Annotated in this window: 14 protein-coding genes; 5 read left to right on the top strand and 9 right to left on the bottom strand. The window is 32.3% G+C overall.

Translation table 11 applies throughout. The features are described from left to right. Nucleotides 1-151: 151 nt before the first annotated feature. The 3 genes from ACQY1Q_RS01510 to ACQY1Q_RS01500 all read right to left on the bottom strand — a co-directional run bounded on the left by ACQY1Q_RS01510 (nucleotide 152) and on the right by ACQY1Q_RS01500 (nucleotide 1,871). Nucleotides 152-421, bottom strand: coding sequence for a hypothetical protein (locus ACQY1Q_RS01510; RefSeq protein ID WP_431003509.1), 270 nt, complete (start codon nucleotides 419-421; stop codon nucleotides 152-154). Between the two features lie 5 nt (nucleotides 422-426). Next, on the bottom strand, nucleotides 427-1,008 hold the full coding sequence (locus ACQY1Q_RS01505) for a hypothetical protein (RefSeq protein ID WP_431003508.1): 582 nt from the start codon (nucleotides 1,006-1,008) through the stop codon (nucleotides 427-429). Nucleotides 1,009-1,124: 116 nt separating this feature from the next. Further along, complete coding sequence (locus tag ACQY1Q_RS01500) at nucleotides 1,125-1,871, bottom strand: hypothetical protein (protein ID WP_431003507.1); 747 nt, start codon at nucleotides 1,869-1,871, stop codon at nucleotides 1,125-1,127. Between the two features lie 333 nt (nucleotides 1,872-2,204). Here ACQY1Q_RS01500 and ACQY1Q_RS01495 point away from each other — a divergent pair, with 333 nt between their 5' ends. The 3 genes from ACQY1Q_RS01495 to ACQY1Q_RS01485 all read left to right on the top strand — a co-directional run bounded on the left by ACQY1Q_RS01495 (nucleotide 2,205) and on the right by ACQY1Q_RS01485 (nucleotide 7,136). After that, nucleotides 2,205-3,407, top strand: coding sequence for a DUF4856 domain-containing protein (locus ACQY1Q_RS01495; protein ID WP_431003506.1), 1,203 nt, complete (start codon nucleotides 2,205-2,207; stop codon nucleotides 3,405-3,407). A gap of 102 nt (nucleotides 3,408-3,509) precedes the next feature. Beyond that, entirely contained in the window at nucleotides 3,510-4,616 is a 1,107-nt protein-coding gene (locus ACQY1Q_RS01490; protein WP_431003505.1) for an imelysin family protein, read from the top strand. A gap of 93 nt (nucleotides 4,617-4,709) precedes the next feature. Continuing rightward, on the top strand, nucleotides 4,710-7,136 hold the full coding sequence (locus ACQY1Q_RS01485; protein ID WP_431003504.1) for a TonB-dependent receptor domain-containing protein: 2,427 nt from the start codon (nucleotides 4,710-4,712) through the stop codon (nucleotides 7,134-7,136). A gap of 59 nt (nucleotides 7,137-7,195) precedes the next feature. Here ACQY1Q_RS01485 and ACQY1Q_RS01480 read toward each other — a convergent pair whose 3' ends face one another. The 3 genes from ACQY1Q_RS01480 to ACQY1Q_RS01470 form a co-directional block, all read right to left on the bottom strand. Continuing rightward, entirely contained in the window at nucleotides 7,196-8,254 is a 1,059-nt protein-coding gene (locus ACQY1Q_RS01480) for an imelysin family protein (RefSeq protein WP_431003503.1), read from the bottom strand. Nucleotides 8,255-8,258: 4 nt separating this feature from the next. Then, entirely contained in the window at nucleotides 8,259-9,656 is a 1,398-nt protein-coding gene (locus tag ACQY1Q_RS01475; protein WP_431003502.1) for a di-heme oxidoredictase family protein, read from the bottom strand. Nucleotides 9,657-9,738: 82 nt separating this feature from the next. Continuing rightward, the gene (locus ACQY1Q_RS01470; protein ID WP_431003501.1) at nucleotides 9,739-10,959 is read right to left on the bottom strand and encodes an imelysin family protein; all 1,221 of its coding nucleotides are present in this window, start codon (nucleotides 10,957-10,959) and stop codon (nucleotides 9,739-9,741) included. Between the two features lie 206 nt (nucleotides 10,960-11,165). Here ACQY1Q_RS01470 and guaB point away from each other — a divergent pair, with 206 nt between their 5' ends. Continuing rightward, on the top strand, nucleotides 11,166-12,641 hold the full coding sequence (gene guaB / locus ACQY1Q_RS01465; RefSeq protein ID WP_431003500.1) for an IMP dehydrogenase: 1,476 nt from the start codon (nucleotides 11,166-11,168) through the stop codon (nucleotides 12,639-12,641). Nucleotides 12,642-13,160: 519 nt separating this feature from the next. Next, nucleotides 13,161-13,577: a type II 3-dehydroquinate dehydratase gene (gene aroQ / locus ACQY1Q_RS01460; protein ID WP_431003499.1), complete on the top strand. Its 417-nt coding sequence runs from the start codon at nucleotides 13,161-13,163 to the stop codon at nucleotides 13,575-13,577. On the opposite strand, the gene ACQY1Q_RS01455 is transcribed toward aroQ, so the two are convergent. The 3 genes from ACQY1Q_RS01455 to ACQY1Q_RS01445 form a co-directional block, all read right to left on the bottom strand. After that, on the bottom strand, nucleotides 13,558-14,742 hold the full coding sequence (locus ACQY1Q_RS01455; RefSeq protein WP_431003498.1) for a DUF4105 domain-containing protein: 1,185 nt from the start codon (nucleotides 14,740-14,742) through the stop codon (nucleotides 13,558-13,560). The genes aroQ and ACQY1Q_RS01455 overlap by 20 nt on opposite strands. 2 nt (nucleotides 14,743-14,744) lie before the next feature. After that, a complete protein-coding gene (locus tag ACQY1Q_RS01450; protein ID WP_431003497.1) occupies nucleotides 14,745-15,812 on the bottom strand; it encodes a PorV/PorQ family protein in 1,068 nt (355 codons plus the stop codon). 81 nt (nucleotides 15,813-15,893) lie between these two features. Beyond that, nucleotides 15,894-16,868: a YheT family hydrolase gene (locus tag ACQY1Q_RS01445; RefSeq protein WP_431003496.1), complete on the bottom strand. Its 975-nt coding sequence runs from the start codon at nucleotides 16,866-16,868 to the stop codon at nucleotides 15,894-15,896. Between the last annotated feature and the right edge of the window lie 15 nt (nucleotides 16,869-16,883).

Raw genomic sequence — 16,883 nt, 5'->3', positions numbered from 1 at the left:
TTGTAATCACATTGTGTGCGCTTTTTCTTGTGTGGACTCGTATTCATAAAATAAGTCTAATTTGTGTCAACTTATTTTAGGACGGGACAATAACACAAAAAAGGTCACTATAAATTAGTGACCTTTTTTTTCTATAAATCAGATTGTATAACTATATTACTTTTGTAGCTAATTGAACTAGAAAATTAATTCCGTTTTTAACAGAATTTATAGCTAAAGCTTTACTGTTGTTACTAATGGTTGCATCATCTATTATTTTAAGCACCTTAATAGCGTTAGCATTTGTTATGTTACTTTGCTTAATAAAAGCGTCAACATCTGAAAGATTTAAGCTAGTTAAACTAGCAAGTTGTGAATTAAATTCAGCATCGGTTTGTTTTGCAGCTTCATTTGCTATTTGATCCCAATCTATTGCACCCATATTTTTTATTTTAATGATTTTTCAAAAGGTTTTAGTTTGTTAAATATATTAGAAGTTTTGCCTAAAAGACTATCTAATTCATTTTCTATTGCATTTAGATTAAATTTATTGTGAGTAATATTATCAACAGATTGAATAATATTTTCTTCCGAGTCATTTACTTTAGTAGCAGAACTTATTAAATTTTGAAGAGAGTTTGAAGCTCTTGTAAACTTTTGATAGTTAGTGTTTAATTGTGAAATAATTTGTTTTTCCTGATTGTCCAATATAGTATTTAATGAATCTTTTTTTGCTTCAATAACGGGAATTATACTTGTAATAATATTACCTAATTCTTTTTTATAATTTATGGTATCGGGTAGTAGCTTTTTATATCTTTCAATTAAACTAGGCGTATACTTATTGGTTATAAATGTATTTAAGCGCTGTTTTCGTTCATTAAAAAGCTGTTGAACTAAGCTAATATTTAAATTATGCATATTGTTAGTTTCTTCAGCCATTTGCTGTGTTAGGATATTTGTAGATTTTGGTATGGTTACACAAGCACTTGTTAACATGCAAAGAAAAAAAAGTTTTATAAATTTCATTTTGTATTATTTTATTAAAAATAAGGGTAGATACTATTTAAAACCGTAGAGAAAACTCTTGTAAATAGAAGTGTTAGTTTTATTTGTACCTACCCATTCCCCTAAAAATATTTTTATTATTTGATAATTGGCGTTGTAAAAAACGATTTAACTCTGTCTATAATTCCTTGTAAAACACTAAAAATAGCATCAGAAGAAAAACCTCCAATTAAAGCCAAAACGCTTTTGCTAAATAAATTAATATCTTGTGGATTACTAGAATAAAAAGAAATAATTTCCGACATAATTAACCCTGCAATAATTCCGAGTAAAATTTGTGCAGTATAAGAAATAAACTCTTCCTCAACCAAAGTGCAATTTTGAATAGAATCAGTTACTTTTTTTAATAAATAAAACAAAACCCCTAATCCTGAAACAGAAGAAAGAAATGTTAGATTTAATAGTAGTGAAAGGCCATTATTATTTAAAATACCTTCACTTAAAGAATGATTATTAACCTTAGGTGACAAACCGGTAATGATAAAAAGAATTAAAAAGATAACAGCAAGTAAGATTAAATTTCTTACTAAAGGTAGTTTATTAAATATAGATCTACCTTTTTCACCATCTCTTAGTTGTTTGGTATACTCAATAGATTTTGGCGTAGCCGGAGCAACATTTTTGGCTAATAAATTATGAGCATTTATTAAATCATCTACACTACTGTTTTGGATTAAGCCATTTACTTCTGTATTAATTATAATACCATTATAAACAGCATACGATAACATGTTGTTAATTTCTTGGCTTAATTCATTAATAACCTCTCCGGAAATTCCATTAGGATTCGAGGTAGTAGTTTTTTGATTGTCAGTTGTTTCCATAGTTTTAAGTTAGTTAGCTTGGTTTTTAAAGCTATTAATATAAGAGTTTTAATGCATAATTTTTTCCTTCTGCGTACTAAAATAGTAGCTAAGTGTAAGTATTTAAATTATGAAATTAGAGGTTTTTATATTGATGTTGAGTATTTAAACAAAATATGGTTTTAGTTGTAATCTATTTTAAATCAGCTTGTAAAAACAAATAAGGATGTAATATGTATGAGGAAATAAATATAAAGGTAATCTTTATTTAAAATAAATCCAGATAAAATTTGTAAATGTATTATACTTGATTACATTTGCAATGAAATTTATTAAAACTAAATCTAAATAAAAATGAAAAGGGTTGTATTATCCATGTTAGCTGTTTCAGCAATATTATTCACTTCATGTTCTGACGATAATGAAAATGTGGAACCAACGGTTGAAGCTCCTGCAACTTATACTTTTGAAAGAGGAGGTAATTCAACAGTAAGTTTTACCGGACAAACGATTAGAATTAAAATGGCTGAAAAGTTAATTACAGCTATGAAAGACAACTCAAAAACAGAAGTTGAGTTAGATTCTATGTTTGCAAGAAAATTAACTACTCATACTTATTTTAACGATCCTATTTTAGACGGATCTGATAAAAATGTTCGTAGTAAAGTTGCTGCATCGTATGACTATTTTAATCAAAACTCAACAGAAGCTAATGAAATTAAAGCTACGTTAGATGGTTATATAGCAAAGCAAGTAAGCGAAGTATTTCCAAACTGGAATGTAGATGCTGTAGCCGGAACAGCCGGAAAAATTCAGCAAGCCGGAGGAGGAACTACTCGTTATGTAAATGCTAAAGGATTAGAATATAACCAAGCATTAGCAAAATCGTTAATCGGAGCTTTAATGATGGATCAAATGCTAAATAATTATTTAAGCACAACAGTTTTAGACGGAGTGAATAACATCAATAGAAAAAATAATGATGCGGATGTTTTAAGCGATGGTAAAAACTATACTGAAATGGAGCACAAATGGGATGAAGCATACGGGTATTTATATGGAAATGAAGCTGACCCTGCATCACCAACTCTTGATGTTGATCCTTTTTTAAGCGAATATGTACTTAAAGTAGATGAAGATGCAGATTTTAAAGGTATTGCAAAAGATATTTTTGAAGCGTTTAAATTAGGTAGAGCAGCTATTGTAGCAAAAGACTATCAATTAAGAGATAAACAAATAGCTATTATAAAAGAAGCAATATCAAAAGTTATTGCCATTAGAGGTGTATTTTATATACAAAAAGGTAAAGATTTAGTTACTTCTGCAGATAAAGCATCAATGTTCCATAGTTTATCTGAAGGATACGGATTTATTTATTCTTTACGTTTTTCACAAAACCCACAAGGAACACCGTATTTATCAACAACAGATATTAAAGGATTCTTAGATACATTAGAGAATGGTAATGGTTTTTGGGATGTGAAAGAAGCGGATTTAGACAATATTTCAACGAAGATAGCAACAGCATTCGGATTTACTGTTAACCAAGTAAAATAAAACGATTTGTTGATTTTAAAACACACCAAAAAGTAGCTGATTTTCGGCTACTTTTTTTATATTTGCAAAAATTTATTTAGAATAAATAGAAATAACAAAAAAATGAAAAGAACTTTGTTTATACTGATGTTAACGGTATTAGTAGGTGCTTGTAGTTCAAATTCTGACACATCCGGTAACACAACTGATGATAACTTTGATAGAAGTAAAATATTAGTTAACGTAGCAGATAATATATTAATTCCGGCATTTAAAAACTTTGAAAATAAACTAACAGTTTTAAAAGAAAAAACAATCGGGTTTACCAATACACCGGAAACGGCAACTTTAAATGAAGCAAGAACTGCATGGAATGAAGCTTACAAAGCTTGGCAACAGGTAGCAATGTTCAATATAGGTAAAGCAGAAGAGTTGGAGTTTACTAACTTTTTTAATATTTACCCTTTAACCTCAGCAGATGTTGAAGCTAATATTACAAACGGTACTTACGATTTAAATCATCCGAATAATCATGATGCGCAAGGATTTCCGGCTTTAGATTATTTGTTTTACGGTGTAGGAAATAACGAAACAGAAATATTGGAAAAATATACCACCAATGCAAATGCGGCAGGTTATAAAAAGTATGTTTCAGAGGTTGTAGCTAAAATGAATGAGGTAACTAAACAAATTATTAACAACTGGGAAAGTGGTTATAGAGATGCATTTGTAAAAAGTACCGGAAATACAGCTACAAGTTCATTCAACAAATTTGTGAATGACTACATTTATTTTTATGAAAGAAGATTAAGAGCAGAAAAAATAGGAATTCCTGCGGGTAACTTTTCTGGGGGTAGTGTTTTACCTGAAAAAGTAGAAGCTTTTTATAAGAAAACAATTTCAAAAGAGTTGACTTTAGAAGCACTAAAGTCTATGAAAAATTTGTTTAACGGTACTCATTATGGCACCGGAGCTACAGGTACTGGTTTTAAAGCTTATTTAGAAGCGTTAAATAAAAGTGATTTAGCCGTAAAAATTAACAATCAATTAGCCACAGCTACAACAGAATTAGAAGGTTTAGATGCCAACTTTTATCAGCAAATACAAACAGATAATGCTAAAATGACGAAAGCTTACGATGAACTTCAAAAAGTAGTTGTTTTATTAAAAGTAAGCATGCTGCAAGCCTTTAATGTTAATGTAGATTATGTAGATGCTGACGGAGATTAGGCTTCTATAAAACAAAATCATAAACTGTCTGTTCCTGCAGACAGTTTTTTTATATAAACCCTCTAAATATTAAGTTGATATAATTCTTACACAATGAAAATAAAAAGCTATAGACTTTGTTTGCTTTTACTAATACTAACTACTTCAGTATTTTCACAATATAAAGTATCGGGTAGTATTACTTCTGAAAATAAAAAAGCATTAAATAAAGTAGAAATTTACGATAATACGGGTGGATTACTAACGCAAACTAATGCAGAAGGAAAATATTCTTTTACTACCGCTAAAAAAGAAATCAATCTGTTATTTTATGTAGATAATTTTCAACTACAGGAAAAGAAGATTACGTTACAAGAAGGAGAAAATAAATTAAACGTAGTACTGCATTCATTCACAGAAGAATTAACAGAAATTGTTATTCAATCACAAAAGAAAAAAGTTTTTGAATTAGCCCGATTAAAAGATGTTGAGCAAACAGCTATTTATGCTGGTAAAAAAACAGAAGTAGTGTTGGTTAATCAAGCAACAGCTAATTTAGCCTCTAACAATGCCCGTCAAATATACAGTCAGGTAGTTGGGTTAAATATTTTTGAAAATGATGATGCCGGCTTACAGTTAAATATCGGAGGAAGAGGATTAGATCCAAACAGAACATCAAACTTTAATACAAGACAAAACGGGTATGATATTAGTGCAGATGTTTTAGGGTATCCGGAAAGTTATTACTCACCACCGGCAGAAGCTATTGATGAAATTCAAATCGTAAGAGGAGCCGCTTCTTTACAATACGGAACCCAATTTGGAGGATTGGTAAATTTTGTATTAAAAAAGCCAAATCCTAATAAAACATTAGAAATTGTAACAAGAAATACGGTAGGCAGCAATGCCCTGTTTACTAATTTTACAAGCGTAAGTGGTACCAAAAATAAGTGGAGTTATTTGGGCTATTACAATTATAAAAGAGGAGATGGTTTTAGACCCAACTCTGAATTTGAGTCCAAAAATGCTTTTTTTCATGTAGGTTATGAATTTTCATCAGAAACTAAAATAGAAGCAGAGCTAACGTATTTAAACTATTTAGCACAACAGGCAGGAGGATTAACAGACGCTATGTTTTATGAAAATCCGTACCAAAGTAATCGTGCCCGAAACTGGTTTGAGATTGACTGGTTATTATACAATGTAAAGTTTTCACATCGTTTTTCTGAAAACACAAATTTTACATTTAACTTTTTTGGATTAGATGCTAAGCGTAAAGCTTTAGGGTTTAGAACCAATAGAGTAAGTCAGGAAGATTCAGGAGAAGAAAGAGACTTAATTACAGGCGATTTTAAAAATTTTGGTTTTGAAGCAAGAGTATTAAGCACGTATAATTTGTTTGGAAAAAAAGCAACGTTCTTACTAGGCGGTAAGTTTTATAAAGCTAATAACACATCTATTCAAGGACCCGGAACTAACGGGAGTGATGCTAATTTTTCATCGGCATTATCACAATACCCTAACTATACTAATCAATCAAACTATAAAAACCCGAACTTAAATATGGCGGTTTTTGGTGAAAATATATTCTATTTAAATGATCAATTATCAATAACCCCGGGGTTTAGACTTGAATATATTAAGACGGAGAGTGATGGGTTTTATAAAAACATCAACCTTGACGGGGCAGGGAACGTTATTTTTAGTGAAACTATAACCAGTAAAGATGACAATACTAGATCATTTGTTTTATTAGGTTTAGGTACTAGTTATAAACCCAATACGTCGTTAGAAATTTATGGTAATGTATCACAAAACTACCGTTCGGTTACGTTTTCAGATTTAAACATTGTGAATCCTTCCTTTCAAATTGCAGACGATTTAGGAGATGAGAAAGGTTTTACAGCAGATTTAGGAGCCAGAGGAAACATACACCGATTACTATCGTATGATGTGGGGGTTTTTGGACTGTTTTATAACCGAAGAATAGGTTTAGTACAAAAAGACTTACCGGATGGAAGAGTTATTCAAGAAAGAAGAAATGTAGGAGATGCCAGAATTTTAGGCGTTGAAAGTTTGCTTGATTTTAATTTGCAAAAGTTGTTTGATTTTTCTGCTGATTATAGTTTAAACTACTTTGTAAATGCATCTTTTATTACCTCTAAATATACCAGATCTGAAATACCGGGAGTTAAAAATAATCGCGTAGAGTTTGTGCCGGATTTGAACTTAAAAACAGGTGTAAGGTTTGGATATGATAACTTTTCTTCAAGCATTCAATATACCTATTTATCAGAGCAATTTACAGACGCTTCAAACTCTAAAGAACCAAGTTTAAGCGGAGTAAACGGAATGATTCCTAGCTATGATATTTTAGATATATCAGCCTCGTATAAATACAAAATATTTAAGTTAGAAGCCGGAGCTAATAACGTATTAAATACTCATTATTTTACCAGAAGAGCTACCGGATATCCTGGACCGGGTATTATACCTTCAGCACCCAGAACGTACTATGTAACTTTAGAAATTAAGTTTTAGTAGAAGAAAAAAATATAAGAAAAACAAAAAACTCGGTTATATAACCGAGTTTTTTGTTTTTAATCACCATCATTGTCTGTAACAGTAATTGTTACGGATAAACTATTAGAAACATCGACCTTAATTAAAATTAAGAGGTTTCGTATATGACTGTACAAGTCTTTAACTTGTTCGTTTTGGTTATAAATAGCTTCTTTTAAAGGAACTATTTTAAAATCACTAATACGTTCTTTAATAGCCTTTATTTCTTTTCGTATTTCCTGATTCAATTCATTGTTTTTGGTTATTGAGAAGATATAATCATCCAATCCATTATCCAACCCAAAATATAGATGCTCAATACTTTTTATATTCTTTTGGATAAGCACTAATGAATAGCTACTTTTTTCCGCTTGTAATAAGGAAGCATCAGCTGTCACTATTTTTTCAATGGCTGCAGGTTGCCCAATTTTAAAGCTTTTAACATCCTCTAGCAAAGCGTATAATTGATTAACTACTTGGTTAATACTTCCGTTTACTCCGGTTGCCTCATTTTCAATAAAAGAGTTTCTGTAATTTTCCCATAGTGAAGTATAGGTAGCTGCTTTAGAAACCAGGTTTTTAGCAAGAGACACTAAATAATCAACTCTTCTCGGGTTGGTAAAGCTTTGTAGAGTAGCTTCCTCAGTACTTTCAAATACTAAATATTCTATAGCACTTAAGCCTCTGCTATTTGTAGGTAAATTATTAATAGCCTCCTCTGTAATACTATTGCTAGAACTAATATAATCTTCAATAGCCGTTTCATTAGCTCCCCAACTGTAAAAAGCAGTCTGAATATTAGTGCTTTTAATCTCACCAAAATTAAACACTTCAATTGAAGAGTAATTTTTTGCAGCGGTTTTCCACGCTGTTTTTACCAAGTCTAAATTTTTCTTGGTAACTGAACTAGATAGTTGAACTATGGTACTATGTAGGTCATTTATACTTTCAGAAAAAGCCTGAGTCGTATTTTTTTCAAGAGTATTAATTACATCTGAACGAAGTTGTTTAACATCGTACGGAGGTTCAGTATCTGTATGATTACTACAAGCTGCCAAAAGCAAGGCAGCCGTAATAGACGTAATTATTTTTTTCATATTCTTATAATGAGTTTATAAATGCTAAAACAGCTGTTCTTTCTTCTTTTTTAAGTTGTTTGTAAGCTTCTTTACTTTTTTCAGCTTCACCACCATGCCATAAAATCGCTTCTTCTACCGTTCTGGCTCTACCATCATGTAATAAAAAAGTATGTCCGTTTACTTCGTGTATTAAACCAATACCCCATAAAGGTTGAGTTCTCCATTCTTTACCGGTAGCTTTAAAATCAGGTCTGTTATCTGCCAAGTCCTCACCCATGTCATGAAGTAAAAAGTCAGAATAAGGCCTAACAGTAATATTTTGCAGGGTAGGATTAAAAGGATAAGTAGTAGAAGTGGTAAAAGTTTCTATATGGCAGCTGGCACATTTTAAATCGTTAAACAATTGCTTACCTTTTAATACATTTTCCTCTTTATAGTTTCTTCGGATAGGTACTGATAATGACGTAGAATAAATCATAATATCATTAAGAGATTCATCGGTTACCTCAGGAGTACCCCCATTTACAGAGTTTTGACAATCTTGTTGTGGTGAAGGGCAGTTTTGATTTGGAAATAAAGAGGTTGTAAGACCCATATCACCGCTAAAAGCTCCTGCTACCTGCTGTTTTAAATTAGGTTGATTGGCTTTCCATCCAAACCTTCCTAACTCGGTTTGTTGTGTTACTACATTCCAAACATAATTTGCTCTTCCTGAAATTCCATCGTTATTCTTATCGGTTTCGTCCTCATTAGCTAATAAATCTTCGTTGCTTATAGCATCAATAAGACCAAGTCCTATTACTTGTTGCCCAACTCTTGGAGAAGTTAAAACTCCTTGTAAAGAACCAAATTGCTCATCTTGTATGGTATAAATAGGTTTACGAAGTTCGTAAGACTCTCCGTCAGCAAAAGTACCGGTAAACGTTTCAAATCGTACCGTAACTTTAGCTTCATAAGGAATACCTAAGTTGGCGTGTTCTTGTATTTGATCTCCATATTCAGGCACCGGATTTGGGCCACCATGTATGCCAACACCTTGCGTGCTGATTCTCATTAAAAAGCCGTTAGAAAATTCCTGACCTTCTTCTAAAGGTTTTCCTCTTCCGTCTCGGTTATGACAGGCACTACATGAACGCGCATTAAATGTAGGTCCCAAACCATCTCTTGCTGTTGTTGAAGCAGGAGCACTTACCCAATTTTGACGGAATAAAGAATTTCCAACAAAAAACAATCGGCTGTGTGCTGTTGATAAATTAGGAACTTGTTGATCAAAAGCATTAGCACCTAAAATAGTAGTGGTTAATTTTCCTGCAGATAACTCTTCACCTTCTTCATAATGATAAATAGGAATGTATTCTTCTTTTTTATTACAGGCAACAAGAAAAAAGACAAGCGTAAAACAAAAAAATATCTTATTCAATTTGTTAGTTTTTAGTACTGAAAAACCAAACCAAAAAACAATAAAGTTTTGGTTTGGCTTAAATTATTGTTACATAAAATTTTTATACAGACGGATCTATATTTTTTCCGGTTATCGACTTTCCGGCTTGTGCTAATTCGTCACCTTGTTTTTCCAGTGATGATACTGCAGACATAATAGGTTTTTGTGTATTATCAATAGTTTCACCCAGTATTTGATAATCGAAAAACTGTGCGTTTGAAATAACACTAACTTTAGTCATAACTGTACCGGAAGTACTTTTTAAAGTAGCACTTTCAGAGGTACTTACTAAAGCTAAAACATCTAATAACGAAGTACCAGAGATAGTAGAACCATCTACTTTTTTATACGTTCCGTTAATAATGTTATTGATAGACTGTGCATTTAAGTAAATATCTCTATGCGTGTTGTCAGAAAAACAAGAATGTTCATCTTCCTGATTTTGATTTTTTACAGCTACAGTCATTCTTTCTCCGGCTAATTCTCCTTTACTTAGTTTGGCAGCACCGGTTAAAATTTTATCAATAGCCTCATTGCTGGCTAAAGCAAGAAATTCTTTTCGATAGGTAGCACCTGATTTCCATTGATTAGCAACAGAAGCTAAATCTTCCACTAAAATTTCAGTAGCCAGTTGTAAATATTGCTTTCTTCTATCAGCATTTGCCGCAGTAGTATAATCTGTATAAGCTCTTTGACCTGCTTTTTTTTCTGAAGGAGCGGTATTATCTTGTCCCCATAATAAAAACTCTATCGCATGATATCCCATGGTAACATTTGATTCGTTATCGTTATATCCTGAAATATTTCGTAGTACTTCTTTAGTAAGCGTAGGATATTTAGCAGTGTTGTTCACTATATTTTGTCGGTCATCAGAAGTTTGTTGTCCTCCGGTACCGGTAGCCACATAATCAATTAAAGCTTCGTCTAAAGGCCAAGCATTAATATAGCCTTCCGGTTCGCCATTATCACCATCTATAGGACCGTTATAAAAGCGAAAAGCTTCTGTTTGACCATAAGGCTCACGGGCAGCCAACCAAGCTTTCTTAGCTTCTTCTAACTTTGCAGCATCAGGTGCGGCAACAAAAGCATTTACAGCGGTTTTTAACTCTTCAGATTTGCTTAAAGCATCATTATAACTAGCTTCAACTATAGCAACGTAGTTATTAACAAATTTACTTTTAGCTACTTCAAGTTCGTTAGTAGGGGTGTTACTTACCTCATCATCTGAACAGCTTATCAACATTAGGGTAGCTAATAAGGATAGGGCAAATGTTTTATTCATTTTTATTTAGATTTAATTTAATTAAAATGCAAATGAAACTACTTTTTACAAAAGATGCAATTTTTATTTAGATTTATTTTAACTAAGTAGTATGGCTTAACCTTAACTTAAACTTAAAGTTCATAATACAAATAATTATGCTATATTTGCACGTAATTAATTTTTAACAACTAAACACTCTGCCTAAGAGTAAATTGATTACATATATGAATGCTCACCAATCAAAATTTGTAGGAGAAGGCTTAACATATGATGATGTTTTACTAGTTCCTGCATATTCGGAAGTACTTCCCAGAGAAGTAAATATTCAAACAAAATTTACCAGAAATATTACAATCAACATTCCTATTGTGTCTGCGGCAATGGATACTGTTACTGAATCGGATATGGCGATAGCTATTGCAAGAGAAGGAGGTATTGGTGTTTTGCATAAAAACATGACAATTGAAGAGCAAGCTCAAGAGGTGAGAAAAGTAAAAAGAGCAGAAAGCGGAATGATAATAGATCCTATTACATTACCACTTACTGCTATAGTATACGATGCAAAAATAGCTATGCGTGATCATAAAATAGGTGGGATTCCTGTAGTAGATGAGAATGATAAGCTAATGGGAATTGTAACTAACAGAGATTTACGTTTTGAAAAAAATAATGAGCGTCCTATTGTTGAAGTGATGACTTCAGAAAACTTAATCACTGTAGCAGAAGGAACTTCTTTAAAAGACGCAGAAGTTATTTTACAAGAAAATAAAATTGAAAAACTACCGGTAATCAATAAAGATGATAAATTGGTAGGGCTTATTACGTTTAGAGATATTACTAAATTAACCTTAAAACCTATTGCTAATAAAGATAAGTACGGTAGATTACGTGTGGCAGCAGCATTAGGGGTTACCGGTGATGTTGTTGAAAGAGCTGAAGCCCTTGTAAATGCAGGAGTAGACGCGGTAATTATTGATACGGCTCACGGACATACTAAAGGGGTAGTAACTGTTCTTAAAAAAGTAAAAGAAAGATTTCCTGAGTTAGATGTTGTAGTTGGAAATATTGCCACTCCTGAAGCTGCTAAATATTTAGTAGAAGCCGGAGCTGATGCTGTAAAAGTAGGAATAGGACCGGGATCTATTTGTACTACACGTGTAGTTGCCGGAGTAGGTTTTCCACAATTTTCAGCAGTATTAGAAGTTGCTGCGGCCATTAAAGGTTCCGGAGTACCGGTGATTGCAGATGGAGGAATTCGTTACACAGGAGATATTCCTAAAGCAGTAGCAGCCGGAGCAGATTGTGTAATGTTAGGTTCGTTATTAGCCGGAACTAAAGAATCACCGGGTGAAACCATTATTTATGAAGGAAGAAAATTTAAGTCATATAGAGGAATGGGGTCTGTAGAAGCTATGAAACAAGGATCTAAAGACCGTTATTTCCAAGATGTTGAAGATGACATTAAGAAGTTAGTTCCGGAAGGAATTGTAGGTAGAGTTCCTTATAAAGGTGAGTTAGTAGAAAGTATTCATCAGTTCATCGGAGGGTTACGTGCCGGAATGGGGTATTGTGGAGCTAAAGATGTAGAAACCTTGAAAAATACAGGTAAGTTTGTTCGAATTACAGCTTCAGGTATCAATGAAAGTCATCCGCATGATGTTGCTATTACTAAAGAAGCACCTAACTATAGCAGAAGATAATTTTATAATGTATAAGCATTAAAACCGTTGATTTTCAACGGTTTTTTTATTTATAGAAGTGTATAAATTCGCATTATTTATAAAATATACACTTGAGCATATACAATTCTATCCTGCAGCATGCCTAATACAATTTGATGTATACAATTTCATCCTGCAGCATGTCTGATGCAATTTAATGTATGCAATTCTATCCTGCAGTATGCCTGATGCAATTTAATGTATACAATTCCATCTTGCAGCATGTCTGATGCAATTTAATGTATACAGTTCCATCCAGCAGCATGCCTAATACAATTTAATGTATAAAGTTCTATTATACGGTATGTTTAATGCAAACTATTGGGGTATGTATTATTAATTTTTACCTATAATAGCATAAGGCTATACATACAGAGCATAGGTTTTTGAGCTTGGAAATAAAAATAAAGAAATGCAGACGAAGAAAATTTATAAAAAATTAAAAAACGTATGAGTACTTCAAAACAATTCCTAACTTTACTTTTTATTAAACAAACAATGAAAAAAATACTAGTAATAAACGGTCCCAATTTAAATTTATTAGGAAAAAGAGAGCCTACCGTATATGGTAATCATAGCTTTGAAAGTTATTTTAATGAGTTAAAAGAAAAGTTTACAACGGTAACTTTGAGCTATTACCAATCAAATATTGAAGGAGAAATTATTGATAAATTACACGAAGTAGGGTTTACCTATGATGGTATTGTGTTAAATGCAGCTGCTTATACACATACCTCAGTTGCTATAGCAGATGCTATTAAAGCTATTGAAACTCCTGTAGTTGAAGTACACATTTCTAATGTATATGCCAGAGAAACGTTTAGACATAAAAGTTTTTTAGCACCTAATGTAAAGGGTATTATTACCGGGTTTGGTTTACAAAGTTATGAGTTGGCTATTCAGAGCTTTTTATAGTTCTTAACAAATACCTATAACGCACTCCTAATAGAACATAAAAAGGAACGAGTGTATAAGGGAATAATTGAACTTTAAACAACCAAATAAAAGGGATTAGTGCTAATAAAACTAACAAAAATTGAACATAAGTATACATCCACTTCGGTGGATTTTTTTTATGCACAAGAAAAACCAGTAGCAGGTTAGGAGCAAAGGCCCATAAAAAGTTAAAATTGTTTGGCGCAGTAGAATGGTTGGTAAAAAACCAAAGAAAAACAATAAGTACCCCAAAAATTCCGGTTACACTAAATAGCAAAGTATCTAACCATCGCGCTCTGAAATGACGTTTGTAATCTTTATAAGTAAGATAACTACCTATAAGTAAGAATATACAAAATACAAGTAGAGGACTTATAACGTCTGAGGTAGGTTTCTTTTCAGGATATTCCAGTAAGGTATTGGTTTTTAACACCAAATTTTCTTCTTTCCCGTTCACAATGATTTTAGAATCGGCTAACGTATAAAAAACATAATCCGGTAAAAACATATATTCGTTTGGAGAGGCTATTTGATCAAGTCTATTACCTAAAGCAATATTAATACCTAAGCTTCCCCAAGTGTTAGGATGAATTTCTTTATTCATTAACTGTCGAATCGATTGCTTTTCCTTAATAAAATCACTTTTAAATACTACAGAATCTCCTAAAATGTCTTTAATAATATCTCTGGGTTTGCTAGAGCAATTATTAAAAAACGGATCGTAAAAATAACTGGCATTTTCGGGAAGTGCATTGTTTTCTAAATAATAGAAAAAGGTATTTCGTTGGGTTTCTGTTAAATTTAAAACTTGTTCTTTTACCCATCTGTAATCTTCATTGTACATCCTAAGAGAAGGAGGGAAAGAGTAACGGGCTAATTTGTATTTCATAAACCCTTTGGTAAAGTTTACATAAAAATTAGCTTCAGAAAAATCAAAAATCCCATAATTGTAGATCAAGTCCATTTGTACCACAGGGTCTTGAATTCTAATAGCTGTATGACCAAATTTTTCATATAAGGCATTTCCCGGGCCGTAAGTAATAACGCTTATCTTAGAATATGTTGAGAGCTGTACATTTTGAGCTAAAATAGCTATTGAATAAAAAGTACTTAACAGCAACGTAAAAAGATATTTTTTTATCATAGTTATTGTCTAAAGAAACGATAGTCAAATTTAACAGAAAAAATATTAGAATACAGTGCATTTCCTACGCTTCCTATGTTGGTTAATGCATAATCTATTTGAATTCCTCTATAACTAAAACCAACACCAAAATTAGGTTGTACAGAGGTAGATTTGCTACCGTCAAATTCTGTGGTACGTTGAATATTACCCACACCTACACGTAGAAAAGCCATTTTTTCAAAATCGAGTTGCAATCCGACAGAAGGATCAATACTTACAAAGTCTGAGGCAATAATATCGTTAGTTTTAGCAAAACGCATGTTCAAATCCACTTCAGCAAGTACCGTAAATGAGCGATTAATATTAAATGCTCTGGCAACTCCTAGTTGAACTTTAGGCTTGGTAATTTCTGTAGTTTCCGGAAGTTCCTGATTTTGTCCGGGAATCGCATTTTTAATTTTTTCAAATTCTACCTCATTAATAGCCCAAGTGTTAAAAGTAGTGGTTATATCACGTACCATTAATCCGAATTTCCAATTATTTCTTTCAAACTGAATTCCGGCATCTAAACCAAATCCCCAAGAAGAAGCAAAATCACCAATAATTCTGCGTACAATTTTAGCATTAACTCCAAACTGAAAACCATCTAAAATCATTTTTCTGGCATATCCGATGTTGAAAGCATAATCGGCAGCAGAAAATAAACTAATTCTATTATAGTCAATATTTCCATCGCTATCAATTAATTCAGTGGTATTCAAAATATCATCAACACCAAATCGAATAATGGCTAAGCCTAAAGCACTCTTTTGGTCAACAGGCATAGCAAAACCGGCAAAATTATAACTGGCAATTCCTGCAAAATATGAGGCGTGCATTAACGAACCTTGATAATCTTCAACAGCCGTTAGTCCGGCCGGGTTCCAATAAATAGAATTTACATCTTTACTGGTAGCCACCACAGATTTACTCATTCCTAAAGCAGCGGCATCAACCCCAATATTTAGAAATTCGTTAGAGTAATTTCTAAACTGAGCTTGTAAATTAACAGATAGCAGGGTAATAATAAATAAAAGACGTGTTTTCAATAGTAAAAGCTGATTGATGTACAAATATCTAAAATACAATGAACATAACTATTATTTTAACAAGTTATTGCTGTCAGACTTTTAGCAAAGCTCGACTTTATCTTTTATAAAATGAATAATCTTTTCTTCAAGCCATGTATTTTCAGCATTTGAAAAAGACGATAAGAAACCTACATGTCCGCCATAATCAGGAGTTAACAGATAAAAGTTAGCAATGTTTTGGGCCTCATCATATGGATAACACTCTTTAGATAAAAAACTATCGTCTAAGGCATTGATTAATAAAGTAGTGTGTTTTATGTTGGGAATGTAAGGCTTAGAACTGGCTTTTATCCAATAATCTTCAGAGCTTTCAAAGCCAAAAACGGGTACTGTATATTGCTTTTCAATATGTCTGAATCGAGTAGCTTTAAGCAGTAATTTTTTATCCAACTGAAACTCCGGAAACTTTTCAGCTTTTTGTAAAAGTTTCGTTTTCATGGTTTTTAAAAACTCAGTTAAGTAAATTTTATTTTTCAGCTTGCATAGTTCAGCTTGAGAAGTAGTTAAATCAATAGGAACAGAAACTGCAACTGCTCCCTTAACTAAGCTGGGTATATTGTTATATTCGCCTAAATATTTAAGCGTTAAATTACCTCCTAAACTGAACCCTACAATAATAATATTTTGGTAATTGTATTGATTATTTAAGTGATTGATTACAAAATCAACATCATCCGTTTTTCCGCTGTGATAAGTACCCAATAACAAATTATCTTCTCCGCTACAGCCTCTTAAATTCATGCAAACGGTATCAAAACCTTCGTCGTTAAGTTTTTTAGAAGTGGTAACCATGTAGCTTGATTGTGAGCTTCCTTCCAGCCCGTGAATCAAGACAACTATTGATGTAGATCCGGTGAAAGAGAAGTCTAAATCTAAAAAATCATGATCCCAAGTAGTAATTCTTTTTCTTTGGTAATTAATCGTATCTTTTACAAACAAAGGTCTGTAAATAGTATTAAAATGCCCAATATTAAAGGGGAATGAAGGAGTAAAAGTGTTTTCTAGTATTGGCATGATATAGCTATTTAT

The sequence above is a fragment of the Tenacibaculum sp. TC6 genome (genome assembly GCF_050606265.1).
Taxonomy (GTDB): domain Bacteria; phylum Bacteroidota; class Bacteroidia; order Flavobacteriales; family Flavobacteriaceae; genus Polaribacter.
Note: the sequence above shows the minus strand (reverse complement) of the source record. Positions and strands in the feature narration are given on the sequence as shown.